Origin of the sequence: Pseudomonas orientalis, assembly GCF_001439815.1 — a bacterium.
In the GTDB taxonomy this organism is placed as follows: Bacteria; Pseudomonadota; Gammaproteobacteria; order Pseudomonadales; family Pseudomonadaceae; genus Aquipseudomonas; species Aquipseudomonas orientalis.
The window spans coordinates 936,733-961,439 of the sequence record NZ_JYLM01000001.1; the positions used below are offsets into that span (position 1 = coordinate 936,733).

The following is a 24,707-nucleotide window of genomic DNA, read 5'->3' on the forward strand; positions in this document are numbered from 1 at the left end:
AATGAAAAAGCCCCGTATCTCGCGATACGGGGCTTTTTTATAGCGCTGACAATCAGTCGTCACGGCTCATGATGCCGAAGATCTGCAACAGGCTGATAAACAGGTTGTAGATCGACACATACAGGCTGATGGTCGCCATGATGTAGTTACGCTCACCACCGTGGATGATGGCGCTGGTCTGGAACAGGATGCACACCGAGGAGAACAGCACGAAACCTGCGCTGATCGCCAGTTGCAGCCCGCTGATCTGGAAGAACATGCCCGCTACCACCGCCGCCAGCAACACGAAGAAACCGGCGGTGATGAAGCCACCCAGGAAGCTCATGTCCTTGCGGCTGATCAGCACGTACGCCGACAGGCCACCAAACACCAGGGCGGTCATGGCAAATGCCGAACTCACCACTTCCGCACCGCCGGCCATGCCGAGGTAACGGTTAAGGATCGGGCCGAGGATAAAACCCATGAAACCGGTCAAGGCAAAGGCCGACACCAGGCCCCAGGCCGAGTCGCGCAGCTTGTTGGTCAGGAAGAACAGACCATAGAAGCCGATCAGCACGACAAAGATATTCGGGTAACCGACGCGCATCTGCTGGGCCACGTAAGCCATCACGCCGCTGAATGCGAGGGTAAGGGCGAGCAGGCCGTACGTATTGCGCAACACGCGGCTGACTTCAAGCTGCTCAGCCTGCGCGTTGCCATTCACTGCGTAATTCTGTTCGCGCATGGCGACACTCCTTCAGTTTTGAAACGTTCAGTCGCAAAGATCATAACAGACGCTCTGTAACAAGCTATGCAGAGAGTTTGACAGTGTGTTTCATTCGGGTATTATGGCGCCCGCTGAGACGGGATGAGCGACTATAATCCTGTGATGCGCAAGGGAAATTGGCAGAGTGGTTGAATGCACCGGTCTTGAAAACCGGCGAACGTTAATAGCGTTCCCAGGGTTCGAATCCCTGGTTTCCCGCCAAACATCAAAGAGAAATCCCGCGAGCAAACGCTCAGCGGGATTTTTTTTGCCCGCGATTCCGCCGTGTCAGGACTGTCCGCGCAATTGCCCCATTAAATCCGTGGTCTTCCTGACGAGCTTTTACTCGTCACCTCGCTGTTTTTTTACTACCATCGTTAATCTGCGTACTCAAGGAAGAGCGGCCGAGCGCCTTGAGGCTGGTAGAAATTCATACTCGATCTTGAATGAGTCATGACTTTTACCCAGAACCTAACGACTCAGCTAACCGAAATGACCTGTTGGTGGAACCGATGAATAAAATGTGTGGCATCGTTGCAGTGCTAGGGATTGCCCTCTCGGGATGCGCTATTAAAACTCCAGAAAAACCTGAAGTGACACCACCTCCTGCCGTCGTCCAGCAAGAAGCGCCTGAAGCCGCAACTCCGGCACCCGCACAATCGCCTGCGCGATATGAGGCTGCACCTGCGAACGCCAGTGCTTACGCCGCAGTGCCTTACTCACCGCAGGCGGCAGAGCCAGAGCAAGAGCCGGAATCAGAGACAAAACTCAACCAGAATCGCGCTGAGCAGTGCCGTAAAGAGCTGGACGTTCTAAAGGTTTACAACAAAGCGTCTTACGAAAAATACGAAGTCGAATACCAGGCCATTGCCAGCAAGACCGCCAAATACATGGAAGTTAAAGACTCACTGGGTGCCGATTTGAACTATATGGTTATGCCTGCCTATCAATTTCAAATTCGTGAGTTCTGCTTCCGAGTGAAGACCCGTCTGTCGGAGCTTGTGCTTCGCCAAGCGAAATAATAACTCCACTTCAGGGTGCGTTTTTCGCCAGGTGAGGAAGTTTTGAAAAGACTTCCATATCGGGTGAAATACTCGCCTCGCTCGAATCGAGCGGTTAAGTATCCGTAAAGCCAATTGCCTTCGGCGCTGCCGAAGGCGTGAGGCATCCTTCCCCGGCTATGAATGCGCGATGGCCTGCACCGCCAGCGGCAGTTCAATGCTACTTTGGTCGTCGAGATTAATACGATGCACGACGCCAATTTTTTGAATATTTACTTGCGGATGGTTAACTCTTTTTCAGGTAATGGCCGGTCGCGCGCAGGCAGGTCGACCTCTGGAATTTTACAATCTCCGGTCCGACAGCGAGAGCTGCCATCAGGGTGCGGTAACCATGCCAAGTGCGGACGCCAGCGGCAAAAAAGGCGGTAGCCAAGGTTAAACAGCGGCCTGGTCAGCCGCCATGACAAAGGAGCAGCCCAGATGCCGAGTCCCGCTGCTCGCCAGCTCCAGAGGGTCGCGTCCAACCCCGTGACCCACGTTCCATCGTCGAACCTGGCGTGTAGCGATGACTCCATTTGAGCAATGGTGAAATCGACAGATTGGGCATCAAAGGCTGGATGACTGATGTCAACAAAATGGAGGCGATCTGGTGATGCACGCGCACGCAGGATTTTAATCTCTCGAGCGCAGAGTGGGCATTCACCGTCAAAATAAAGCGTCAGTGGCCATTTCATTCGCTCATACATTACAGATGTGTCCTGTACCGGTTTGGAAAAGTACGCTCAGCTGGTTCGCTGAACTTATTCTTGAATAAAAGAGCCACTGCTTGCTCAACCCTGTGGTCTCGGTACTCCCGGCACATCCATATTGATCTTGCGCCAGAAGGCTTCAGAGAAACTGTAAGCCGAGAAAGCGATCAGCCCTAATGCCATAACCAGCAAAATCAACCATCCGCCTGTCAGGCTCTGAAGCGCGTCCAGGGCTTCCTTCATACCAGGTGGATCCATGGCTTGATAATTGGAACCGCTGATTGCCAGTAGCAACGCAATCTCTATAAAGACGACTCCACGGGCTACCAGACCGAATCGAGATACCGGTCGGACATAGCGCATGATGTCTTCATCGGCCTCGAAATATTTCTCGAATGACGCTTTCCATCCCTTGATGAGGTGCGCAATACCTACACCAAGCGGCACGAGAGCGATCAAGTACACCAACAGGTTCGAGTGATCCCAGGATAACAACTGCGCAAGCCAGTCTTTGGTCTGACCTGAGGAGTTGCCCGGGCTTCTAACGCCGCTGATGAGTAGACCTGACGCAAAAAACGCCAGGGCGCCGTTGACTAACCCGCCCGCCAACAGACCACCGCGAATGACCAACCCTTTGAATGTGTTGCCGTGATGATCGACATCACGCGTAGCTTGCAGGACACGCCAGGCCGCGAATGCAAACAGTCCCGCGACCACAAGCCCAACTAAAAAATAGCCAAAGGGTTGGCTTAGCAATGCTTCCAAGCTTTTGTGGCTGTCTTTCGGTTTGGTTGAATCTTGTGCTGCGAGCAGCGCGAAGAGGCCGATGATGAAATAGAGCATACCCCGGGCGGCGTAGCCTCCCCGAGCGAGTATGACCAGGTTATGTTGCGCGGACATTCGATGTATTCCAGAGATTTTGATACAAGAGCAGACACCTGTTGCAGGGTGGGGTTCTGCGGCCGAGTCCTGTGCAGATGCCAACGGCCGGCTGCCGCGCCAGGCCGTGAGCAGAATGGATCATCACTCAACAGTGCAAATCCAGCGGTGATTATGCCGATAGGGCGCGCGGGTGAAGTGCACATCTGAAACCAGATTCAGGCCGCGCTTTTTCAATGCTTCGGTCAGTTGTACGAGTGTCTCTGCCTGGATAGTCATTGCTGTTACCTCGTCAGATTTCCTGCGTTCATAATTCTTGACCGAGGGGGCAGCTCGCTAATTCAAATTTTCTACAGCACTGATTGATGCCTGCTGAAAGCGATTAATCTCAGTTCCCTGTAGTCCAGTGCTTATCCGAACCCGCGCCGCTGCACTTTTTTGCATTCTCCTGATCTACCTCTGTCCCAGCCATCTGAATCCTGCGGATGGCCAACAGCCACAGACCCGGTGCCGATGGTTCGAACGTCAATTGCTTTTATCTCCCGATGGCCGCTGTTGCTGGCTGCGCTGTTCGCGTTATCTACCAATGGCTGCAGCCAGCAACAGGGGCGTGACGTCGCCAGGCAGTTCAGCGAAGGCAAGCCTGATGAGTTTTTTCAAACCAGCGTTGATCGCATGGCCACCCTGGGCATGCGCGACAACCTGCAAAGCCTCTATCTGCTGATGAGCAAGCTTTACCTGCGCAACCCCAGCCAGTGGCGCCAGTCCGGTTACCCGGACGCGGTGACCGCTGCGCGCACCATTCGTCAGGCGATCGAAAACCGTCAGCCATTGCCTGCGCTGGGGGAGCGTCGTGACCTGGCGGCCTTGAGCTATTCCTTGAGCCCGGAGTTTCGTGGTGATCGGGTGGGGGCGTTCATCTACGCGATTGGCAGCATGCTCGTGACGGCACACGGTGGGCGCACGCAATTTTATGTGACCGACTCGATCAACCCGCAGTTTGTCAGCAATGCCGCGCGTAATATCGAGAAAGCCACCTGGCTGCTCGGCCAGCGCCAGGACGCCAACGGGGTGTTGCTGCTGTTTTCCAACGAGATTTCGGAGGAGGGCAGTAACCTCAGTTTCGCCGTCGAGTTCGGCAAGATTGTCGCGCGCCTGGACCTGCTGACCCAGATACTCGATGAGCGCTACCGACGCATTGGTCTCAACTATGCGCAGAGTCTGTTGCTGATGAATTTCTTGCCCGTGCAGTGACACACCGGCCCTATAAAATGGCTAATCAGTGCGGTGTTTCCCTTTCCTCTGTAGGAACTTGCCTTTCATGCCCTTGACCGCTTGAAACACGCCCCCGGTCAGCCCTAGCCTCGGACTTTTCTTAAACATGAGTGCCTACCTTGGGTAAGCGAAAAACGGTTTGGCCTACTGATCGCGAGATCCGCCTGCGATTTATCCTGTTTGCCGTCATCGACGCCGCGAGTGCCCAAGGGGTCGCTTCGGAACTGTTGTTACCCGCGCACAAACTGCTGCGCGACTCGCCGACGGAGGCGCAGCTACGCGACACCCTGGCCGACATCCTGGCCACCGATGAGATGTATGGTTTCAGATTCCCCATCGGTTCCGACGCTGACGATCTGATGCAGACACTGGAGTGGCCGGGCATGCAGGGCAGCGATTGATCATTGAGTTTTCTTTTAAATAATCCTGGTCCGATACGGCTGTGGGAAGGGTCCGTGACTTGAATCGCGCGTGACTTGGCGGGTGTGGGAATCTTCCCATGACTGCTCGCGTGCCGGCATTGCCGTGCATGCCCTTCGTATTTCAAGGACCTGCCCATGCTGTTGCGACAACCACCGCTGCTGTTCGCTGCCCTGACCCTCAGTTCGCTGGTACAGGCCGAAGACCTGCAGTTGGCGCCGGTCGAAGTCACCACGTCCGAAGCCAGTGCCGGCGAGATCGCCCAGGCACAGCTCAACAGCGTGCCCGGCGGCACCAACTTCATCGACATGGACAGCGTGCAGCAGGGGCGGATAAGCACCAACGAGGATGTCTTCAAGTACCAGGCCGGGGTGTACGCCAAGGCGGCCAATAATGAAGGGGTCAAATTGTCCATTCGCGGTTCGGGCTTGAACCGCAGCCCCGGTTCCCATGCCTCCGGCCTGTACGAAATGTTCGATGGCCTGCCGCTGACCGGTCCCGGCGGCACGCCCTATGAACTCAAGGACCCGTTATGGCAGAGCCGGGTGGAGGTGCTGCGCGGCGCCAACGGTTTCGATCAGGGCGCGCTGGCCCTGGGCGGCGCCGTCAACTACGTCACCCGCACCGGTTATGACGTGCCCAAACTGCAAGTGCGCTATGAGGCGGGCAGCCGCGGTTACGCCCAGCGTGAAATCAGTTCCGGCCAGGTGCTGGGAGATGCCGATTACTACATCAGCCTCACCGATTCGCAATCCGACGGTTACCAGCACCAGAGTGCCGGGACGGGCAAGGGCATCGCGGCCAACGTCGGCTATCGCTTCAACCCGAACCTGGAGACGCGCTTCTACCTGCGCTATCGCGAAACCACCAATGACACCCCGGGCAAGCTCACGCGCGAGCAGGTCAGCCATGACCCGCGTGCGGCCAACAGTCTCAACGCCGCCCGCGATTCCAAACGCTTGCAACCGGGTTCCACCTGGCTTGCCAACAAGACCACCTTGCAGTTGGATGACGCTTCGCGCATCGAGGTCGGGCTGGCCTATCACGATTACCCGATGGACCTGCGCGAAGGCACCAACCGCCTGAAAGTTGCCTACACCGACATCAGTGGCACGCTCAATTACATTCGCCAGGACAGCCTGTTCGGCCACGCCAGCAGCACCACGCTCGGCCTGCGCACCACCCAGGCGATGCCGAACAATGGCGCCTCGGAGTACGTGCGCGTCCCGGCCGGCAACACGGCGGGCTATGCCCCGGGCACCAAGACCCGTGACTACACCTATCTGGGCTCCGACACCGTGCTGCATATCGGCAACGAGCTGGAGCTGGTCCCCGACCTGTGGCTCACCACCGGCCTGGCCGCAATCCATACCCGCCGTGAAACCCAGGTCACCTATCCGGACGGCCAGGCACCGACTAGTCAGCACGATTGGGACTACGCGCCACGTGTCGGCCTGCGCTATGACTTCACCCCGCAATTGCAGGTCTACGGCAACCTGAGCCGTTCGGTCGAGCCGCCGCACGCCTGGTCGATGATCTGGGGTTCCAATAAATATTTCGCTGCCGGCAGCGGTGCGGCCACCGGCCTGCAGCGCGAAGGCGTGAAGTTGCGCAATCAAACCGCCACCACCCTGGAGATCGGCGGGCGCGGCGAGGCCTGGCTCGGCCAATGGGACCTGGCGCTCTACCGCTCCGAAGTGCGCCACGAACTGTTGACCGTGGAAACCCAGGCCCAGACCGCGACCGCCAGTGCCATCGTCGCCGAAGCCAATGCCAGCCCCACCGTGCATCAAGGCGTGGAACTGAGCCTGCTCAGCCCGCTGTGGGACGGCGGTCGCAACGGCCTGCTTGCGCTGCGCCAGGCCTATACGTTCAGCGACTTCCACTACCGCGACGATGACCGTTTCGGCGACAACACCTTGCCCCGCATCCCCAAGCACTATTACCAGGCGCAACTGCGCTACAGCCACCCGAGCGGTTTCTACACCAGCCTCAACACCGAGCACGCCTCGCGGGTGGCGGTGGACTACGCCAACTCCTACTACGCCCCGGCCTACAGCACCCTTGGCGCCACGTTCGGCTATGACGCGCCCAGGCAGGACTGGCAAGCCTGGGTCGACCTGCGCAACCTCACCAACCGCCGTTATGCCAACACCGTTACGCCGGGTTACGACGACAAAGGCATGGACTTAGCCCGTTCCACACCCGCCGACGGGCGTGGTGTCTACACCGGCGTGTCGTGGAGCTGGCGTTAAATCAACCTTCGTGCTGGCGCAGGCGCTTGTACAGGGTGTTTCGGCTCACCCCGAGCTCCCGCGCCAGGTGCGAAATGTTCCCGCCCACGGCTTCAAGGCGTCGGTTGAGGTCAAGGTCGTGATCCAGACGTTCGTGGCGGGGCAGCGGCGCTGTCTGCTTCAAGTCGGTAAAAAAATCATCGGGCAGGTGCTCCGGGCGGATCGGCTGTTCTTCGGCCATCGCCAACGCCACCTGCAACACACTGCTCACCTGACGCAAATTGCCCGGCCACGGGTGCTGTTCGAACAGCTTGAGCACCTCGGCACTCAGCCCGGCCCACTGGGTGGGCTCGCGGTGTTGCTGCCACAGTTGCAGGAACAGCGCCTGCTTGTCGCTGCGCTCGCGCAACGGCGGCAGCTCGAGGGTCAGGCCGCCGATGCGGTAATACAAATCCTCACGAAAGCGCCCGGCCTGTACCAACTCCCGTAGCGCTCGGTTGGTCGCCGAGATGATGCGCAGGTCCACCGGGAACACCTCGCTGCTGCCCACCGGTTGCACGCACCGCTCCTGCAGCACCCGCAGCAGGCGGGCCTGGGTGGGTAACGGCATATCGCCGATTTCATCGAGAAACAGGGTGCCCTTGTCGGCCTTGCGGATCAGGCCGATGCTGCCTTTTTGATTGGCGCCGGTGAACGCGCCTTTTTCATAGCCAAACAGTTCCGATTCCACCAGCTCGGCCGGAATGGCCGCACAGTTCACCGCGATCAACGCCTGCCGGCTGCGGGAGCTGGCCTGGTGCAGGGCTTTGACGAACACCTCCTTGCCCACGCCGGTTTCGCCGTGGATCAACAACGGAATGTCCTTCTCCAGCAGGCGCTCGGCCTGGCGCACGGCTTTTTCCACACGCGCGTCGCCAAAATGCAGGGTGGTGAGGTTGACCGCGGTCGGCTTCGACGGCGCAGGCTGATTGAACACCCGTGCCTGTACCGGCATCTGCCTGGGCCGCTTGAGCAGGCACTGGAAGCGATTGCGTCCCGCCGCTTGCAGGGAGAACGGCAGCCCCTCCGGCTGGTTCAACAACTCCAGCAGCGACACCTTGAACAGGCTGTCGATCATCACCCGCGACAAACTGATACCCAGCAGGTTGTCCGCCCGGCGGTTGGCCGACAGCACCTGGCCGCTTTCATCAAAGATCAACAGGCCCGCCCATTGGCTGTCCAGATTGCTCAGACCGGTGTTGAAGGTCAGCTGGAAATGCTCGCCGCGAAACAGGTTGAGGATCAGCCGGTTTTCCACGGTCTGGCTCATCATCTTGACCATGCCCAGGGTGTGGGAGGGCGGCAGGTAGCTGTCGCTGGACACATCCAGCACCGCAATGATTTCGCGTTGGGCGTCGAAAATCGGCGCCGCCGAACCGGTCATGAAGCGGTTGGCCTTGAGGAAGTGTTCGTCGTGCTCGATATGCACCGCCTGGGCGCAGGCCAGTGCGGTGCCGATGGCGTTGGTGCCGCTGGCGCTTTCCAGCCAGCTGGCGCCCGCGCTGAAACCACGGGCCAGCCCGGGCTCGATAAACCGCTGGGTGCCCCACGAGGTCAGGACCTGGCCCTGGTTGTCGGCCAGCATGATCAGGCAGTTGGAATTGCTCAGGATGTTTTCGTAGTAGGGCAGTACTTCCTGATGGGTGGTCTGCACCAGTGAATGCTGGCTCTCCAGCAACTGCCGAATGCCCTCTGCGGGCAATTGATCAAAGCTGGGAACGCTTTGGTGATCCAGCCCGAACGCGCGGCAACGGCGCCAGGAGTCCTGGATGATGGTGTCGTGAGCCAGTGGTTCGGCCATGGGGTGACCTTCATTTTTATTGTTATTGGGCTTACACAATTCAAACTATTGGAATGGGTTCAAGTGTGGGAGGGGGCTTGCCCCCGATAGCGGTGGGTCGGTCAGCATTGCTGTTACTGATGGACCGCCATCGGGGGCAAGCCCCCTCCCACATTGGATCTGTGTTGAACATTGAATCGAGTCCAGAGAGTGTTGTTCAGAACTGTTCATTGTCAACCCCGGCGGTGTTCAGTTGTTCAGCAAGATTGTTCACTCCTGAACATCGCCACTCACCCATTTCCTTATGCATCAAACGCTTGCAGTTTTGGCACGAAACTCGCTCTGACAAACGGCCAGATTCATTCCAATAATAAAAAGGTCGTGTCATGTCATTGACCCTGGAACATGTCTCCCGCGTCGTCGAAGGTCAAACCTGGATCGACGACGCCACCCTGCGTTTCGAGCCCGGCTCCTTCAACGTATTGCTCGGCCGTACCCTGTCCGGCAAGACCAGCCTGATGCGCCTGATGGCCGGGCTGGACAAGCCCGACAGCGGTCGCATCCTGATGAACGGGGTGGACGTCACCAACAAACCGGTACGCCTGCGCAACGTGTCGATGGTGTATCAACAGTTCATCAACTACCCGACCATGACCGTGTTCGAGAACATCGCCTCGCCGTTGCGCCAGGCCGGGGTGTCCAATGAGCTGATCCAGAGCAAGGTGCTGGAAACGGCGCGGATGCTGCGTATCGACAAATTCCTGCAACGCCATCCGCTGGAACTGTCCGGTGGTCAGCAGCAGCGTACGGCCATGGCCCGGGCCTTGGTCAAGGACGCCGAGCTGATTCTGTTCGATGAGCCCTTGGTCAACCTGGACTACAAGTTGCGCGAAGAACTGCGCCAGGAAATGCGCGAACTGTTCAAGGCGCGCCACACCATCGCGATTTACGCCACCACCGAACCGAACGAAGCCCTCGCGCTGGGCGGCACCACCACCATCCTTCACGAAGGCCGGGTGATCCAGAGCGGCAAGGCCGCCGAGGTCTATCACCAGCCGCAAAGCGTATTGGCGGCCGAGCTGTTCTCCGAGCCGCCGATCAACCTGATGCCGGGGCGCATCAGTGGCAATGAAGTGAGCTTCGCCAATTTTGTGCACTTTCCGCTCAATGTCGACCTGCGCTCCATCGGCGAAGGCGAATTCCGCTTTGGCGTACGCCCCAGTCATATCAGCCTGGTGCCGAGCAACGACGATGACCTGGAATTGGCGGTGACCGTGGAGGTGGCCGAAATCAGCGGTTCGGAAACCTTCCTGCATGTGCGCAGCGAACATTTCCTGCTGGTGCTGCACCTGCCGGGGGTGCATGAGTACGACGTCGACGCGCCGATTCGCGTGTATATCCCTACCCATAAACTGTTTGTGTTCGATGGCCAGGGCCGTTTGGTCCAGGCCCCCGGACGCCGTGTCGCGAGGGTTGCCTGATGGCCGAGATCCATTTGCGCAACCTGGCGCATAGCTACAGTTCTGCGCCAAGTGGTCCTGAGGACTACGCCATCCGGGAAATGAACCACGTGTGGGAGCAGGGCGGGGCCTACGCCTTGCTCGGGCCGTCGGGCTGCGGCAAGTCGACCTTGCTTAACATCATCTCCGGCCTGCTCAGCCCGTCCGAGGGCCAGGTGTTGTTCGACACCCAGGTGGTCAACGACCTCACCCCGGAAAAACGCAACATCGCCCAGGTGTTCCAGTTCCCGGTGGTGTACGACACCATGACGGTGTTCGACAACCTGGCGTTTCCCCTGCGCAACCAGGGCATGGCCGAGGCGAAAATTCACAGCAAGGTGCAGGAAATCGCTGAAGTCCTCGACTTGCAGAACCTGCTGAGCAAAAAAGCCCGCAACCTGACGGCTGACGAAAAACAGAAAGTCTCCATGGGCCGTGGCCTGGTGCGCGATGACGTGTCGGCGATCCTGTTCGATGAACCGCTGACGGTGATCGACCCGCACCTGAAATGGAAACTGCGGCGCAAGCTCAAGCAGATCCACGAGCAGTTCAATATCACCATGGTCTACGTCACCCACGACCAGTTGGAAGCCTCCACCTTCGCCGACAAGATCGCGGTGATGTACGGCGGGCAGATCGTGCAGTTCGGCACGCCGCGCGAGTTGTTCGAGCGCCCGAGCCACACCTTTGTCGGTTATTTCATCGGCAGCCCCGGGATGAATCTGATCGAGGTGCAGGCCGAGGCCGGCGGGGTGCGGTTTGCCAACACGTCGTTGCCATTGTCCGAGGCATTGCAGCGACGCCTTGATGCCACCGATTACAAAAAGCTTCAGGTGGGTATTCGTCCGGAGTTCATCCACGTGTGGGACGAGCCCAACCCTGACGCCCTGCAAGCCGACGTCATCCACGTGGAAGACTTGGGCACCTACAAGATCATGACCCTCAACCTCGACGGCGCCACGCTCAAAGTGCGCCTGGCCGAAGACAAACCAGTGCCCGAAGGCCGCGCCTGCATCAGCTTCCCCGCGCAATGGCTGATGCTCTACGCCGATGATTACCTGCTGGAGGTGCTGCCATGAACAAGGTGCAGAACAACAAGGCCTGGTGGCTGGTGCTGCCGGTGTTCCTGCTGGTGGCGTTCAGTGCGGTGATCCCGATGATGACCGTGGTCAATTACTCGGTGCAGGATATTTTTGACCAGTCCAGCCGCTACTTCGTCGGCGCCGACTGGTACAAACAGGTGCTGCTCGACCCGCGCCTGCACGACTCGCTGCTGCGCCAGTTCATCTACTCGGCCTGTGTGCTGCTGATTGAAATCCCCCTGGGCATCGCCATCGCCCTGACCATGCCCACCAAGGGGCGCTGGTCGTCACTGGTGTTGATCATCCTCGCCATTCCTCTGCTGATTCCATGGAACGTGGTCGGCACCATCTGGCAGATCTTCGGGCGCGCCGATATCGGCCTGCTTGGTTACAGCCTCAACGCCCTGGGCATCAGCTACAACTACGCGGCGAACACGGCGGATGCCTGGGTCACCGTGCTGGTGATGGATGTGTGGCACTGGACCTCCCTGGTGGCACTGCTCTGCTACTCGGGGCTGCGCGCGATTCCGGATGTGTACTACCAGGCGGCGCGGATCGATCGCGCCTCGGCCTGGGCGGTGTTCCGACATATCCAGTTGCCGAAGATGAAAAGCGTGCTGCTGATCGCGGTGATGCTGCGTTTCATGGACAGCTTCATGATCTACACCGAGCCGTTCGTACTCACCGGTGGCGGGCCGGGCAATGCCACCACGTTCCTGAGTCAGACCTTGACCCAGATGGCCATAGGTCAATTCGACCTGGGCCCGGCGGCGGCGTTTTCCCTGGTGTATTTCCTGATCATTCTGTTGGTGTCCTGGCTGTTCTACACCGCCATGACCCATTCCGACGCCAACCGCTGAGGCCGCCGACATGAGCAAACGCAAGCTTATTCCGCTGCTGATCTACATCCTGTTCCTGCTGGTGCCGATCTACTGGCTGCTGAACATGTCCTTCAAGAGCAACACCGAAATCCTCGGCGGGCTGACCCTGTTTCCGCAGGATTTCACCCTGGCCAACTACAAGGTGATCTTCACCGACCCCAGCTGGTACACCGGCTACCTCAACTCGTTGTACTACGTGAGCCTGAACACGGTGATTTCCCTGAGCGTGGCCTTGCCGGCGGCCTACGCCTTTTCGCGCTACCGTTTCCTCGGCGACAAGCACCTGTTCTTCTGGCTGCTGACCAACCGCATGGCGCCGCCGGCGGTGTTTCTGCTGCCGTTTTTCCAACTGTATTCGTCCATCGGCCTGTTCGATACGCACATCGCGGTGGCCCTGGCGCACTGCCTGTTCAACGTGCCGCTGGCGGTGTGGATCCTGGAAGGCTTCATGTCCGGTGTGCCCAAGGAAATCGACGAAACCGCCTACATCGACGGCTACTCGTTTCCCAAGTTCTTCGTGAAGATTTTCATCCCGCTGATCGGCTCCGGCATCGGGGTGACGGCGTTTTTCTGCTTCATGTTTTCCTGGGTCGAACTGCTGCTGGCGCGCACGCTGACCTCGGTCAATGCCAAGCCCATCGCGGCGGTGATGACGCGCACGGTGTCGGCCTCGGGTATCGATTGGGGCGTGCTGGCGGCGGCGGGGGTATTGACCATCCTGCCGGGCATGCTGGTGATCTGGTTTGTTCGCAACCACGTGGCCAAGGGCTTTGCCCTGGGCCGGGTCTAGAGGAATCGATGATGGAATGGATGGCCTGGACCACCCCCACAGCCCTGTTCTTTGGCGGCATCGCGCTGATTCTGGCGGGCATGACCACCTGGGAGTTGCGCTCGCCGAGTATCCCTCGGCGCGGTTTTCTGCCGATCAGCACCACCCGTGGTGATCGCTTGTTTATCGGTCTTCTCGGCAGCGCCTACCTGCATTTGCTGGTCATCGGCGTTACCGACTGGAGCATCTGGGTGGCGTCCGCGTTCTCCCTGGTATGGCTGTTGAGTGTGATGCGTTGGGGCTAGGTGTGCACACCCTGTAGGAGCGAGCTTGCTCGCGAAAATCGTCAACGATAACGCAGTGCTCCTGGTAGCCCGCGGTGTTTGTGAGTTTTTCGCGAGCAAGAGAGGGGTGTCTGCAAGCCCCGTTTGAAATTAACCTGGAGGTCTCTATGTTGAATAAAAACAATAAGCTGCGACATAGCATTTCATTGGCTGCCGTACTGGCCCTCAGTGGTTTGAGCGCTTCGGCCTGGGCCGATGCGTATGAAGATGCGGCGAAAAAATGGATCGGCAGCGAGTTCAAACCGTCCACGCTCACCGAAGCCCAACAGCTTGAGGAGTTGAAGTGGTTTATCAAGGCCGCCGAACCCTTCCGTGGGATGAAGATCAACGTGGTGTCGGAAACCCTCACCACCCACGAGTATGAATCCAAGGTGCTGGCCAAGGCCTTCAGCGAAATCACCGGCATCAAGCTGACCCACGACCTGCTGCAGGAAGGCGACGTGGTGGAGAAGCTGCAAACCCAGATGCAATCGGACAAGAATATCTATGACGGCTGGGTCAATGACTCGGACCTGATCGGTACGCACTTTCGCTACGGCAAGACCGAATCCATCACCGACCTGATGGCCAACGAAGGCAAGGATTTCACCTCGCCGACCCTGGACCTCAAGGACTTTATCGGCCTGTCCTTCACCACCGCGCCGGACGGCAAGATCTATCAGTTGCCCGACCAGCAGTTCGCCAACCTCTACTGGTTCCGCGCCGACTGGTTCGAGCGCCCGGAGCTGAAAGCCAAGTTCAAGGAAAAATACGGTTTCGACCTCGGCGTACCGGTGAACTGGTCGGCCTATGAAGACATCGCCAAGTTCTTCAGCGAAGACGTCAAGGAAATCGACGGCAAGCGCGTCTATGGGCACATGGACTACGGCAAGAAAGACCCGTCCCTGGGCTGGCGCTTCACCGATGCCTGGTTCTCCATGGCCGGCGGCGGCGACAAGGGCCTGCCCAACGGCTTGCCGGTGGACGAGTGGGGCATTCGCGTGGAGGACTGTCACCCGGTGGGCTCCAGCGTGACGCGCGGCGGCGACACCAACGGCCCGGCGGCGGTGTTCGCCACGCAGAAATACGTGGACTGGATGAAGGCCTATGCGCCCCCGGAAGCGGCGGGCATGACCTTCTCCGAATCCGGTCCGGTGCCGTCCCAGGGCAACATTGCGCAGCAAATCTTCTGGTACACCGCGTTTACCGCCGACATGGTCAAGCCGGGCCTGCCGGTGGTGAACGCCGACGGTACGCCGAAATGGCGCATGGCGCCGTCGCCGGTCGGGCCGTACTGGGAGAAGGGCATGAAGAAGGGTTACCAGGACGTGGGTTCCTGGACCTTCCTCAAGTCGACGCCGGAGAAACAGAAACTCGCGGCCTGGCTCTACGCGCAGTTCGTCACCTCCAAAACCGTATCCTTGAAGAAAACCATCGTCGGCCTGACGCCGATTCGGGAGTCTGACATCAACTCCCAGGCCATGACCGACATGGCCCCCAAACTCGGTGGTCTGGTGGAGTTCTACCGCAGCCCGGCCCGCACCGAGTGGTCGCCGACCGGCACCAACGTGCCGGACTACCCGCGCCTGGCACAGCTGTGGTGGAGCAACATCGCCGCCGCCGCCAGCGGCGAGAAAACCCCGCAACAGGCGCTGGACAACCTGGCCAAGGAACAGGACGCGATCATGACGCGCCTGGAACGCTCCAAGGTGCAACCGGTGTGCGGCCCGAAAATGAACCCCGAGCGTGACGCGCAATACTGGTTCGACCAGCCGGGCGCGCCGAAACCGAAACTGGCCAACGAGAAGCCCAAAGGCGAGACCGTGAACTACAACGACCTGCTCAAACAGTGGGAGGCGGCGCGTAAATAACAACGCAGCAACCCAGGATGTAAAAATAAAAAATGTGGGAGGGGGCTTGCCCCCGATAGCGGTGTGTCAGTGACGAATTCATTGACTGATCCACTGCTATCGGGGGCAAGCCCCCTCCCACATTTGCATTCTGCACACCTACCGCTTATCCCCCCTTTAACAACCTGATTTGAATTTTTCGCACGCTCCGAGGCTCTGCATTCTATAGGCGCGTGGTTCAAGCGCTTTTGCGGGGTCGCCTTGCAGGCTGGCCCGTTGTAACGGACTTTGCGGAAACTGCCACCATGACACTCCTCACAGCGCTGTCGGGCCAACCGGCCTCTGTCACAGACTCGGCCCAGGGTCGCCATCAACGAGTCTACCAACAGCTGTACGCTGAATCTGCGGATGCCACGCAAGTGGCACGTGATTACCTGCAGGATCAATTGGCGCAGGTAGAAAGCACCGTCAGCGACCTGCCCGAAGTGCCCGAACAGCTGCTGGCCTGGGTCGAACAGCGCTGCGCTGCCGTGGCCGCGGCCTACGCCGAGTACCTGGAGCAACGCCAGCAAGGTCGGCCACGCCGCTACTTCCAGAACAAGGCGCACGCGTTGTATGTGCTGCAACGCGTGGCCCCGACCAAACAGGTAGACGGCGCCTGGCTCTACGGCCTGCTGCGCTATTGGCAGGATCAGCGCTTCGACGGCCTGCTGACCACCTACCTCGAAGAGTTGGGCGACGGCGAAGCCGCCCAGAACCATGTGGTGATCTATCGCAAGCTGCTCAGCGAGCACGATGCCGACAGCGAAGCGGGGCTTGAGGACGGCCACTATCTGCAAGGCGCCCTGCAACTGGCCCTGGGCCTGTGCGCCGAAGAGTTTCTGCCGGAAATCATCGGCTACAACCTGGGTTACGAGCAGTTGCCGCTGCACCTGCTGATCACGTCCTACGAACTGAGCGAGCTGGGCATCGACCCCTATTATTTCACCCTTCACGTGACCATCGACAATGCCAGCAGCGGCCATGCCAGCAAAGCCGCGCAGTCTGTGTTGAACCTGCTGCCGCTGGGTGAGGGCAGGGAAGACTTCTACCGTCGCGTCGCCGCCGGCTATCGCCTCAACGACCTCGGCCCAGGCACTACGGCGGTCATCCAGAGTTTTGATCTGCAGGAGGAGGTGGTGGCCATGCTCGAACGCAAGCGCACTTTCGGCCAGCATATGCATTCGGACTATTGCCGCTTCGAAGGCAAGACCGTCAACCAATGGCTGGCCAAGCCGGGGCAGATCGGTGATTTCCTCAGGGCCATGGAAGAAAAGGGCTGGATCAAACGCAACCAGGACCCCGCCGAGAGCCGTTTCTGGCAGTTGATCGAGGGGGCGGGCGCCGCGATGTTCGGTGTGTTCAGCGGTTATGAAAAACAGGTGCTGCATGACTGGATCGCCGGTGACTGGATGGGCACCCAGCGTGTGGCGCCGGTACGGCCGGGGCGCGGCAGCCGTTTCAGCCGCGAGCAGCACCGTCCGGCTGATCCGGATACCCAGGCCCTCGTCGAATCACTGTGGAGCCTGCCTGATGAACAGCAACCGGGCGCGCTGATCCCGTGGATGTCGGCGCGGCGCCACTGCAGCCCCGCCGGGTTGTACGCCACCCGCCGCTTTATCCAACTGCGCGCGCGTCTGCGCTAAGGAAGTTTGTCCATGTCTGCACAACAACTGGCCGATCGCGCCCTGCTGAATCTTGGTCGAGGCTTGAAGGAGAGCGGCTACCGTTTTATCACCCCGACGCCGTTGACCCACGAGCGCGTATATCGGCGCCTGGGGACACCCCTGGCGATGAACCTGCGCGATGTATTTGGCTGGTCCATGCCGTTCGATAACGACCTGCTGCCTGAGGCCTTCAGGGAGGAGTTGCAGCAGGCCGAAGTGATCGAAAAACACGATGCGCTGTGGCGCAGTACCGTGCGCTGGTCGAGCCTGGAGGGCCTGTTGTTTGCCCATTCGCCTTATCCCACCGTCGAGGCGGACGCGGTGTTTTTCGGTCCCGACAGCTATCGATTCGCCCAGGTGATCGAGGCCCATTTGCAGCAGCGCTTCGAGCCGCTCAAACGTGCGGTGGACATCGGCTGCGGGGCGGGTGTCGGTGCGCTGGTCGTCGCCCAGGCACGCCACGACGCCGAGGTGCTGGCGGTGGATATCAACCCTCGCGCGCTGCGCCTGACTGCGGTGAATGCCGAGCTGGCGGGCCTGACGAATGTGAGTGTCTACCAGAGTGACGTACTGACCAGCGTCGAGGGCGAATTCGACCTGATCGTCGCCAACCCGCCGTACATGAATGACGACCGCCAGCGCGCCTATCGTCATGGCGGTGGTGCGTTGGGCGAACAGCTGTCGGTGCGCATCGTCGGCGAATCCCTCGCACGCCTGGCCGTGAACGGTAGCCTGGTGTTGTATACCGGCGTGGCGATGGTGGCGGGGGGCGATCCGTTTCTGGAGGCGGTCAAGCCATTGCTGGCCAGCGATGCCTATGGCTGGACCTACCGTGAGCTGGACCCGGATGTGTTCGGTGAAGAACTCGATAAGCCAGGGTACGAGCGCGTCGAGCGAATTGCCGTGGTCGCGCTCACCGTCACTCGCCTGCGCTGACGGCTGGGGCGACCATTTATCGGTTGCCGCCGCAGGTTGAGGGAACACCTGCGCACGCTGCGTGCCCTTAAGTAGTGAGACCCAACTACAGGAGTGCAGCGCATGCGCGCGATGACCTACCAAGGCGCCCATAAAGTGCAGGTCGATACGGTACCTGACCCGATTATCGAGCAACCCGACGACATCATCCTGCGCGTCACTGCTACCGCGATCTGCGGCTCGGACCTGCACCTGTACCGGGGCAAGATTCCGACGGTGGAGCACGGTGATATCTTCGGGCATGAGTTCATGGGCATCGTCGAGGAAACCGGCCCGGCAGTCACAGCGGTACAGCGCGGTGACCGCGTAGTGATCCCGTTCGTGATCGCCTGCGGCGATTGTTTTTTCTGCCAGTTGCAGCAGTACGCCGCCTGCGAAACCACCAACGACGGGCGCGGTGCGATCCTGAATAAAAAGGCGATTCCGCCGGGTGCCGCGTTGTTCGGCTACAGCCGCCTGTACGGTGGCATTCCCGGCGGCCAGGCCGAACTGGTGCGGGTGCCCAAGGCCAATGCCGGACCGTTCAAGGTGCCCGGGGTGCTGGCGGACGAAAAGGTGTTGTTCCTTTCCGACATCCTGCCCACGGCCTGGCAGGCGGTGACCAATGCCGGTATCGGCAGAGGCTCCAGCGTGGCGATCTATGGCGCCGGCCCCGTGGGTTTGCTCAGCGCCGCGTGTGCGCAGATGCTCGGGGCCGAACGGATTTTCATGGTCGATGATCATCCCTACCGTCTGGCCTACGCGCAAAAGATGTACGGCGTGATCCCGATCAACTTTGAAGAGGACGATGACCCGGCCGACACCATCATCCGCCAGACCGCCGGCATGCGCGGCGTCGATGGTGTGGTGGATGCGGTGGGTTTTGAAGCCAAGGGCAGCACCACCGAAACCATCCTTACCACCTTGAAGATCGAAGGCAGCAGCGGCAAGGCCCTGCGCCAGTGCATCGCCGCCGTGCGCCGTGGCGGGGTGGTCAGCGTGGCCGGGGTGTATGCCGGCTTTATCCATGGCTTCATGTTTGGCGATGCGTTCGACAAGGGCCTGACCTTCAAGATGGGTCAGACTCATGTGCAGCGCTTCCTGCCGGAATTACTTGAGCACATTGAACTCGGGCATTTGAATCCCGAGGCCATCGTTACCCATCGGCTGTCTCTGGAGCAGGCCGCGCGGGGCTATGAACTGTTTGATAAAGCCGAGGAAGAGTGCCGCAAGGTGATTCTGCTGCCGGGGATCAGTGATCGGCCGTTGACCGAGCCGCTGGAAGAACTGTCTCCCGAGATCCGCATGCAAGGCGCTCCCGGTTTTTAGTCTGCGAATACAAAACCAATGTGGGAGGGGGCTTGCCCCCGATTGCGGTGAGCCAGCTAAGCATTGGTTGGCTGACACACTGCTATCGGGGGCAAGCCCCCTCCCACATTTGAAATGCGTTCAACTCAAGGCTTGTGGCTGTATGTGCAATTGGCCATCGACATCCTTCACCAACCCGCTGGCCAACAACAGCGGCGCCACGCGCTTGTGCAACTGCGGCTCGACGAATTCCTTCACCGTCTCCAGCACCAGCACGCCACTGAGCGGCAACTCGGCCTTGGTGTACGACAACCAGGCCTTCTTCAACGCCATCAGCACATCACTGCCGGCCGTGGCGGCAAAGCGGCGGTGGGTGGGCTTGCCGTCGAAAGTGAACGTGTGCTGGAAGCCGTACCCGGTTTCATCGCCGCCGCTGGCGCTGCAACGGATGCAGGTGCACGGGCCGTCGCCAAACGCGCTGCGCAGGTAGGCGTTGAAGTCCACCACGGGTTTGAGTGACAGGCGCTTATCGACCTCGAACAGGTCTCCGGTCATTTTTTCGTCAGTGTCCAACGTCTATTCCTCGCAAGTCGGTAGCGGTGTTCCAAAGCGCGGCACAATACCAGCCAAGCGCGTGTTTGGGGATTTTTTGCCTTTAACGGGCGAACCATCAGCGGAAAAATTCTCCCGGCGTAGTATCAAATTGCTGGCGAAAGGCGTTGATAAACGCCGACGTCGAGTCATAACCACAGCCCAGCGCCACATCCGTTACCCGCTCGCCTTGCTCCAGGGCGGGCAGGGCGCTCAGCAGGCGCAGGCGCTGGCGCCACGCGCGGAAGGTCAGCCCGGTGTCACTCAGAAACAGACGGCTGAGGGTTTTTTCGCTGACCCCAAGCTTTTGGCTCCAGTCTCCCAGCGTGGTCTGCTGCTCCGGATGCAGGTTCAGGCTGCGGTAGATCTGCCGCAAGCGGGCGTCATGGGGCAGGGGCAGCATCAAGTCCACCTGAGGCGCGGCGGCGAGTTGGTCCAGTATCACCTGGGCCAGGCGCCCGTCCGGGCCATCCTCGGCATATTCCACCGGCAATTCGCTGAAGCTGCGGATCAACTCGCGCAACAGGCTACTCACCGCCAGCACATGACAGTGCCCGGCCGCCCACGCCGTGACGCTGCAATCCAGGTACAGGCTGCGCATCTCGGTGTGGGGCGCGCTGTAGACGCGGTGCGGCATGCCCGCCGGAATCCACACCGCACGCTGGGGCGGGGCGACGAAGCGGCCGGCACCGGTCTGGATCTCCAGCACCCCGGAAATCGCATAGGACAACTGCACCCACGGATGGCTGTGCCGCCGCGTCAGTGCGCGATTGGGCAGCGATTCGGTGCGTCCATACACCGCCCGTGGCAGGCTGGATAGCCCGGGAATCGTGCGTCGGACGGTCTTGTCCTGTCCTTTAGGCGGCATTTACTGGCTCATTGGCGTTAGTCGGTAACAGGTCGTTACGTTAGAGTCGGGCCATGCGCTTGGCAACCCCTGGAAGATTTGCTTATGACCCGTCCGCGTTTCCTGCCCGACAACTTCACCCTGACCCTGATCGCCACGGTGATCCTCGCCTCCCTGCTGCCGGCCAGCGGCCAGACCGCCGTGGCCTTCGGCTGGGTCACCAACCTCGCTATCGCGCTGCTGTTTTTCCTGCACGGCGCCAAGCTGTCGCGCCAGGCCATCGTCGCCGGGGCAGGGCACTGGCGTCTGCATTTGCTGGTGTTCAGCCTGACCTTCGTGCTGTTCCCGCTGCTGGGCCTGGCGCTCAAGCCCGTGCTGTCGCCGCTGATCGGCAACGACCTGTACATGGGCATGCTCTACCTCTGCGCGCTGCCGGCCACCGTGCAATCGGCGATTGCCTTCACCTCCCTGGCGCGCGGCAATATTCCGGCGGCGATCTGCAGCGCAGCGGCCTCGAGCCTGTTCGGCATCTTCCTCACGCCGTTGCTGGTGACACTGCTGCTCAATGTGCACGGCGATGGCGGCTCCACCGTCGACGCGATCCTGAAGATCAGCGTGCAGTTGCTGCTGCCGTTCGTCGCCGGCCAGATCGCCCGGCGCTGGATCGGTGGCTGGGTCGGCCGCAACAAATCCTGGCTCAAGTTCGTCGACCAGGGCTCGATCCTGCTGGTGGTCTACGGCGCGTTCAGCGAGGCGGTCAATGAAGGCATCTGGCACCAGATTCCGCTGTGGGAACTGGGTGGGCTCGTCGTTGCGTGCTGCGTCTTGCTGGCCCTGGTGCTGGTGGCCTCCGCGCTGCTGGGCAAGGCGTTCGGCTTCAACCAGGAAGATCGCATCACCATCCTGTTCTGCGGCTCGAAGAAAAGCCTGGCCACTGGCGTGCCGATGGCCCAGGTGTTGTTTGCCGGGGCGAGCATGGGCGTGTTGATTTTGCCGTTGATGCTGTTTCATCAGATCCAGCTGATGGTGTGTGCGGCGTTGGCTCAGCGCTATGCCAAGCGGCCGGAAAGCATTCCTGAGTTGATGACGCAGGTGGATCCGTGAGTCTGGGCTCTTCAGGCCGATTCAAGCCGACGATTAGGCAGTCGCGCTGAGCCTTCATGCGATAACCGGGCAGGATCAGGGCCAACAGCGCCGCGAGAAACCTATAGAATGCTCAACGGCCACGCGTCTTCTGCGCGGCCGTTTGATCACTGTCAGAGTACCTCGCCCTTCAATGAGCCTTTCAGCCGCAACCCCCCAAGCCAATTGGCAACCGGTCATCGCCCTGGCGCTGGCCGCGTTTGTGTTCAATACCACCGAATTCGTGCCGGTCGGCCTGCTCAGCGCCATCGGCGCCAGCTTTGACATGCCGGTGGCCAGCGTCGGCCTGATGCTGACCATCTATGCGTGGATCGTGTCGCTGACGTCGCTGCCGGTGATGCTGCTCACGCGCAACGTCGAGCGGCGCAAGTTGCTCATCGTGCTGTTCGGCCTGTTTATCGTCAGCCATATCCTGTCCAGCGTGGCCACCAGTTTCGGCTTGCTGATGGTCAGCCGGGTCGGCATCGCCCTGGCCCATGCGCTGTTCTGGTCGATCACCGCATCCCTGGCGGTGCGCCTGGCGCCACAGGGCAAGCAGGTGCAGGCCCTGGGCCTGCTCGCCACCGGTACGTCCCTGGCGATGGTGCTGGGTATTCCCCTGGGTCGCCTGCTGGGCGAGGCCATGGGCTGGCGCACCACCTTCCTGGTGATTGCCGCATTCGCCGCCGCGCTGGTGTTCTGGCTGGCGCGCACCTTGCCTCCGCTGCCGAGCCAGAACTCCGGCTCACTGCGCAGCCTGCCGCTGCTGTTCAAGCGCCCGGCGTTGGTGGCGCTCTACGTGCTGACCGCGATGACCGTCACCGCGCAATTCACCGCCTACAGCTACATCGAGCCCTTCGTCGAAGGCGTCGCCGGTCTGGGTGGCAGTGCGGTCACCCTGATCCTGCTGGTATTCGGCGGCGCCGGCATCATCGGCTCGCTGCTGTTCAGCCTGGTGCATCGTTTCAACCCGCACGTCTTCGTGGTCAGCAGCGTGTTCCTGCTCGCGGCCTGCCTGGCGCTGATGTTGCCGTTGAGCGGCGCTGAATCCTACCTGGTGGGCCTGAGTGTGTTCTGGGGCATGGCGATCATGGGGTTCGGCCTGGCGATGCAGTCCAAAGTGCTGGTGCTGGCACCCGACGCCACCGACGTGGCCATGGCGATGTTCTCCGGCATCTACAACATCGGCATCGGCGGCGGTGCGTTGATGGGCAGTTGGGTCGGCAGCCACTTCGGCTTCGCCTGGATCGGCGCGGCGGGCGGGTTGCTGGCGGCGCTGGCGTTGGTGGGGTATTGCCTGGCGATTCGGCGGTTTGGCACGGGGGTGGTGCAGCGCTGAAGCGACGGTTACCTATCGGTCCAAATGTGGGAGGGGGCTTGCCCCCGATGGCGGCCTCAGGGCCGACCAGGATGTTGGATCAGATCGAGTACATATCCGTTTCTGCGGTAACGGCTACTTAGGGTTCCGCTTTTACAGCGGCTCACTTTTGAAAAGCCGGAATGCCGGCCCAGTCAAAAGTAAGCAAAACGCTCTTGCCCCACCACTCGGCACCTCGCCCAGGCTCGGTGTGCCCGAACACAGGCTTGAATCCGTGGGCCGCCGCAATGGGCCATCCATGGCCCAGTGCGGCTAACCCGGCGTCCTGCCGGGTTACCCACGGACTCAAGCCTGCGTTCGGCCAGCGTGGTTTAACGGGGCGCCTAAGATCAAGATCAAAAGCGCGGCGGCCTTAGAGCCGACCGGTATTTTGTGTCGGCCCCGGTCCAAATGTGGGAGGGGGCTTGCCCCCGATGGCGGTGGCACAGCAGACGCTGGACATTACTGATCCGGCGCCTGACTAAAACCGGACAATTCCTACAAGATCCATCAATGCCCATTGCTACCGTCTCGCGGGGCCGCCCACTTCCCGTGGTGACGGCATGAACAGTAATGGAGTCGATTGTGCAAAAGCGTTTGATCGCCGAGTTTATCGGTACGTTCTGGCTGACGTTCGGCGGCTGTGGCAGCGCCATTCTGGCGGCGGCCTTTCCTGGGTTGGGCATTGGTTTCGTGGGTGTTGCGCTGGCGTTTGGTCTCACTGTACTGACCATGGCCTACGCGGTCGGGGGTATCTCCGGTGGACACTTCAACCCGGCGGTGACCATTGGCCTGTGGGCAGGGCGGCGGATCGCTGCCGGTGATGTGCTGCCGTATATCGCGGCGCAGGTTGCTGGGGCGATTGCTGCCGCGGCGGCGTTGTACCTGATTGCCAACGGGCAGCCTGGTTTCACCGTGGGTGGTTTTGCCGCCAACGGTTACGGCCCCCTGAGCCCAGGCCTCTTTGACCTGAAGGCCGCACTGTTGGCTGAACTGATCGCCACGTTCTTCTTCGTATTCATCATTATGCGTGTGACTGCACCGGGGGCTGCTCCGGGCTTTGCGCCAATTGCCATTGGCCTGGCGCTGACCTTGATTCACTTGGTGCTGATCCCGGTGACCAATACGTCGGTCAACCCGGCACGCAGCACCGGGCCAGCATTATTTGCCGCAGGTGAGTACCTTTCGCAGCTCTGGGTGTTCTGGCTGGCGCCGATTGTTGGCGGGGTTTTGGGGGCGTTGGCAGCACGCACATTGGGCGAGCAAAAGCCGGCTTGATGCCTCATACGGTGGCGA

At 60.4% G+C, this 24,707-nt stretch carries 22 protein-coding genes and 1 tRNA gene; 17 read left to right on the top strand and 6 right to left on the bottom strand.

All coding sequences use genetic code 11. From position 1 onward, the window contains the following. Positions 1-52 precede the first annotated feature (52 nt). Entirely contained in the window at positions 53-724 is a 672-nt protein-coding gene (locus TU82_RS04185) for a Bax inhibitor-1/YccA family protein (protein ID WP_053256786.1), read from the bottom strand. A 152-nt stretch (positions 725-876) separates the two neighbouring features. Here TU82_RS04185 and TU82_RS04190 point away from each other — a divergent pair. Then, positions 877-967: transfer RNA gene (locus TU82_RS04190), tRNA-Ser, on the top strand. Positions 968-1,191: 224 nt separating this feature from the next. Continuing rightward, a complete protein-coding gene (locus TU82_RS29080; RefSeq protein ID WP_231982758.1) occupies positions 1,192-1,767 on the top strand; it encodes a hypothetical protein in 576 nt (191 codons plus the stop codon). A gap of 251 nt (positions 1,768-2,018) precedes the next feature. Here the strand turns inward: TU82_RS29080 and TU82_RS27555 are convergent, their stop codons facing one another. Both TU82_RS27555 and TU82_RS04200 read right to left on the bottom strand, forming a co-directional pair. Next, positions 2,019-2,492 (bottom strand): thiol-disulfide oxidoreductase DCC family protein, encoded by a 474-nt coding sequence (locus TU82_RS27555; protein WP_082631954.1) that lies wholly within the window; start codon positions 2,490-2,492, stop codon positions 2,019-2,021. Between the two features lie 84 nt (positions 2,493-2,576). Beyond that, positions 2,577-3,395: a DUF1206 domain-containing protein gene (locus TU82_RS04200; protein ID WP_057721831.1), complete on the bottom strand. Its 819-nt coding sequence runs from the start codon at positions 3,393-3,395 to the stop codon at positions 2,577-2,579. Positions 3,396-3,887: 492 nt separating this feature from the next. Here TU82_RS04200 and TU82_RS04205 point away from each other — a divergent pair, with 492 nt between their 5' ends. From TU82_RS04205 to TU82_RS04215, 3 genes are all read left to right on the top strand, one after another. Then, on the top strand, positions 3,888-4,628 hold the full coding sequence (locus TU82_RS04205; protein ID WP_057721832.1) for a hypothetical protein: 741 nt from the start codon (positions 3,888-3,890) through the stop codon (positions 4,626-4,628). Between the two features lie 140 nt (positions 4,629-4,768). Further along, positions 4,769-5,050, top strand: coding sequence for a hypothetical protein (locus TU82_RS04210; RefSeq protein ID WP_057721833.1), 282 nt, complete (start codon positions 4,769-4,771; stop codon positions 5,048-5,050). 156 nt (positions 5,051-5,206) lie between these two features. Beyond that, positions 5,207-7,324 (top strand): TonB-dependent receptor family protein, encoded by a 2,118-nt coding sequence (locus tag TU82_RS04215; RefSeq protein ID WP_057721834.1) that lies wholly within the window; start codon positions 5,207-5,209, stop codon positions 7,322-7,324. A gap of 1 nt (position 7,325) precedes the next feature. Here TU82_RS04215 and TU82_RS04220 read toward each other — a convergent pair whose 3' ends face one another. Continuing rightward, a complete protein-coding gene (locus TU82_RS04220; protein WP_057721835.1) occupies positions 7,326-9,143 on the bottom strand; it encodes a sigma-54-dependent Fis family transcriptional regulator in 1,818 nt (605 codons plus the stop codon). Positions 9,144-9,508: 365 nt separating this feature from the next. Here TU82_RS04220 and TU82_RS04225 point away from each other — a divergent pair, with 365 nt between their 5' ends. The 9 genes from TU82_RS04225 to TU82_RS04265 all read left to right on the top strand — a co-directional run bounded on the left by TU82_RS04225 (position 9,509) and on the right by TU82_RS04265 (position 19,515). Beyond that, entirely contained in the window at positions 9,509-10,603 is a 1,095-nt protein-coding gene (locus TU82_RS04225; protein WP_057721836.1) for an ABC transporter ATP-binding protein, read from the top strand. Next, the gene (locus TU82_RS04230; protein ID WP_057721837.1) at positions 10,603-11,700 is read left to right on the top strand and encodes an ABC transporter ATP-binding protein; all 1,098 of its coding nucleotides are present in this window, start codon (positions 10,603-10,605) and stop codon (positions 11,698-11,700) included. Before TU82_RS04225 ends, TU82_RS04230 begins: the two co-directional genes overlap by 1 nt. After that, entirely contained in the window at positions 11,697-12,563 is an 867-nt protein-coding gene (locus TU82_RS04235; protein ID WP_057721838.1) for a carbohydrate ABC transporter permease, read from the top strand. Before TU82_RS04230 ends, TU82_RS04235 begins: the two co-directional genes overlap by 4 nt. 10 nt (positions 12,564-12,573) lie before the next feature. Continuing rightward, positions 12,574-13,374: a carbohydrate ABC transporter permease gene (locus TU82_RS04240; RefSeq protein WP_003232361.1), complete on the top strand. Its 801-nt coding sequence runs from the start codon at positions 12,574-12,576 to the stop codon at positions 13,372-13,374. Positions 13,375-13,385: 11 nt separating this feature from the next. After that, positions 13,386-13,658 (top strand): DUF2160 domain-containing protein, encoded by a 273-nt coding sequence (locus tag TU82_RS04245; protein WP_057721839.1) that lies wholly within the window; start codon positions 13,386-13,388, stop codon positions 13,656-13,658. 146 nt (positions 13,659-13,804) lie between these two features. Continuing rightward, complete coding sequence (locus TU82_RS04250; protein WP_057721840.1) at positions 13,805-15,547, top strand: ABC transporter substrate-binding protein; 1,743 nt, start codon at positions 13,805-13,807, stop codon at positions 15,545-15,547. A 284-nt stretch (positions 15,548-15,831) separates the two neighbouring features. Then, positions 15,832-17,211, top strand: coding sequence for an iron-containing redox enzyme family protein (locus TU82_RS04255; RefSeq protein WP_057721841.1), 1,380 nt, complete (start codon positions 15,832-15,834; stop codon positions 17,209-17,211). 12 nt (positions 17,212-17,223) lie between these two features. Beyond that, positions 17,224-18,168, top strand: coding sequence for a methyltransferase (locus TU82_RS04260; RefSeq protein WP_057721842.1), 945 nt, complete (start codon positions 17,224-17,226; stop codon positions 18,166-18,168). Between the two features lie 102 nt (positions 18,169-18,270). Further along, positions 18,271-19,515 (top strand): zinc-dependent alcohol dehydrogenase, encoded by a 1,245-nt coding sequence (locus TU82_RS04265; RefSeq protein WP_057721843.1) that lies wholly within the window; start codon positions 18,271-18,273, stop codon positions 19,513-19,515. 120 nt (positions 19,516-19,635) lie between these two features. On the opposite strand, the gene TU82_RS04270 is transcribed toward TU82_RS04265, so the two are convergent. Next, positions 19,636-20,067 carry a hypothetical protein gene (locus TU82_RS04270; RefSeq protein ID WP_057721844.1) on the bottom strand — a complete coding sequence of 144 codons (432 nt, stop codon included), beginning with the start codon at positions 20,065-20,067 and terminating at the stop codon, positions 19,636-19,638. 97 nt (positions 20,068-20,164) lie between these two features. Beyond that, entirely contained in the window at positions 20,165-20,953 is a 789-nt protein-coding gene (locus tag TU82_RS04275) for an AraC family transcriptional regulator (RefSeq protein ID WP_057721845.1), read from the bottom strand. 84 nt (positions 20,954-21,037) lie between these two features. On the opposite strand from TU82_RS04275, the gene TU82_RS04280 reads away from it, so the two are divergent. From TU82_RS04280 to aqpZ, 3 genes are all read left to right on the top strand, one after another. Further along, positions 21,038-22,036, top strand: a complete 999-nt coding sequence (locus TU82_RS04280; RefSeq protein WP_057721846.1) for a bile acid:sodium symporter family protein — start codon at positions 21,038-21,040, stop codon at positions 22,034-22,036. Between the two features lie 172 nt (positions 22,037-22,208). After that, positions 22,209-23,393, top strand: coding sequence for a sugar transporter (locus tag TU82_RS04285; protein WP_057721847.1), 1,185 nt, complete (start codon positions 22,209-22,211; stop codon positions 23,391-23,393). Between the two features lie 591 nt (positions 23,394-23,984). Continuing rightward, on the top strand, positions 23,985-24,689 hold the full coding sequence (gene aqpZ, locus TU82_RS04290) for an aquaporin Z (protein ID WP_057721848.1): 705 nt from the start codon (positions 23,985-23,987) through the stop codon (positions 24,687-24,689). The last annotated feature ends 18 nt before the right edge of the window (positions 24,690-24,707 follow it).

Coding starts and splice junctions, on each gene's coding strand:
- TU82_RS04255 (WP_057721841.1), top strand. CDS start 15,832: ATGACACTCCTCACAGCGCTGTCGGGCCAACCGGCCTCTGTCACAGAC.
- TU82_RS04250 (WP_057721840.1), top strand. CDS start 13,805: ATGTTGAATAAAAACAATAAGCTGCGACATAGCATTTCATTGGCTGCC.
- TU82_RS04240 (WP_003232361.1), top strand. CDS start 12,574: ATGAGCAAACGCAAGCTTATTCCGCTGCTGATCTACATCCTGTTCCTG.
- TU82_RS04260 (WP_057721842.1), top strand. CDS start 17,224: ATGTCTGCACAACAACTGGCCGATCGCGCCCTGCTGAATCTTGGTCGA.
- TU82_RS04275 (WP_057721845.1), bottom strand. CDS start 20,953: ATGCCGCCTAAAGGACAGGACAAGACCGTCCGACGCACGATTCCCGGG.
- TU82_RS04215 (WP_057721834.1), top strand. CDS start 5,207: ATGCTGTTGCGACAACCACCGCTGCTGTTCGCTGCCCTGACCCTCAGT.
- TU82_RS04225 (WP_057721836.1), top strand. CDS start 9,509: ATGTCATTGACCCTGGAACATGTCTCCCGCGTCGTCGAAGGTCAAACC.
- TU82_RS04185 (WP_053256786.1), bottom strand. CDS start 724: ATGCGCGAACAGAATTACGCAGTGAATGGCAACGCGCAGGCTGAGCAG.
- TU82_RS27555 (WP_082631954.1), bottom strand. CDS start 2,492: ATGTATGAGCGAATGAAATGGCCACTGACGCTTTATTTTGACGGTGAA.
- TU82_RS04230 (WP_057721837.1), top strand. CDS start 10,603: ATGGCCGAGATCCATTTGCGCAACCTGGCGCATAGCTACAGTTCTGCG.
- TU82_RS04280 (WP_057721846.1), top strand. CDS start 21,038: ATGACCCGTCCGCGTTTCCTGCCCGACAACTTCACCCTGACCCTGATC.
- TU82_RS04235 (WP_057721838.1), top strand. CDS start 11,697: ATGAACAAGGTGCAGAACAACAAGGCCTGGTGGCTGGTGCTGCCGGTG.
- TU82_RS04220 (WP_057721835.1), bottom strand. CDS start 9,143: ATGGCCGAACCACTGGCTCACGACACCATCATCCAGGACTCCTGGCGC.
- TU82_RS04205 (WP_057721832.1), top strand. CDS start 3,888: ATGGTTCGAACGTCAATTGCTTTTATCTCCCGATGGCCGCTGTTGCTG.
- TU82_RS04285 (WP_057721847.1), top strand. CDS start 22,209: ATGAGCCTTTCAGCCGCAACCCCCCAAGCCAATTGGCAACCGGTCATC.
- TU82_RS04265 (WP_057721843.1), top strand. CDS start 18,271: ATGCGCGCGATGACCTACCAAGGCGCCCATAAAGTGCAGGTCGATACG.
- aqpZ (WP_057721848.1), top strand. CDS start 23,985: ATGGAGTCGATTGTGCAAAAGCGTTTGATCGCCGAGTTTATCGGTACG.
- TU82_RS04245 (WP_057721839.1), top strand. CDS start 13,386: ATGGAATGGATGGCCTGGACCACCCCCACAGCCCTGTTCTTTGGCGGC.
- TU82_RS29080 (WP_231982758.1), top strand. CDS start 1,192: ATGAGTCATGACTTTTACCCAGAACCTAACGACTCAGCTAACCGAAAT.
- TU82_RS04200 (WP_057721831.1), bottom strand. CDS start 3,395: ATGTCCGCGCAACATAACCTGGTCATACTCGCTCGGGGAGGCTACGCC.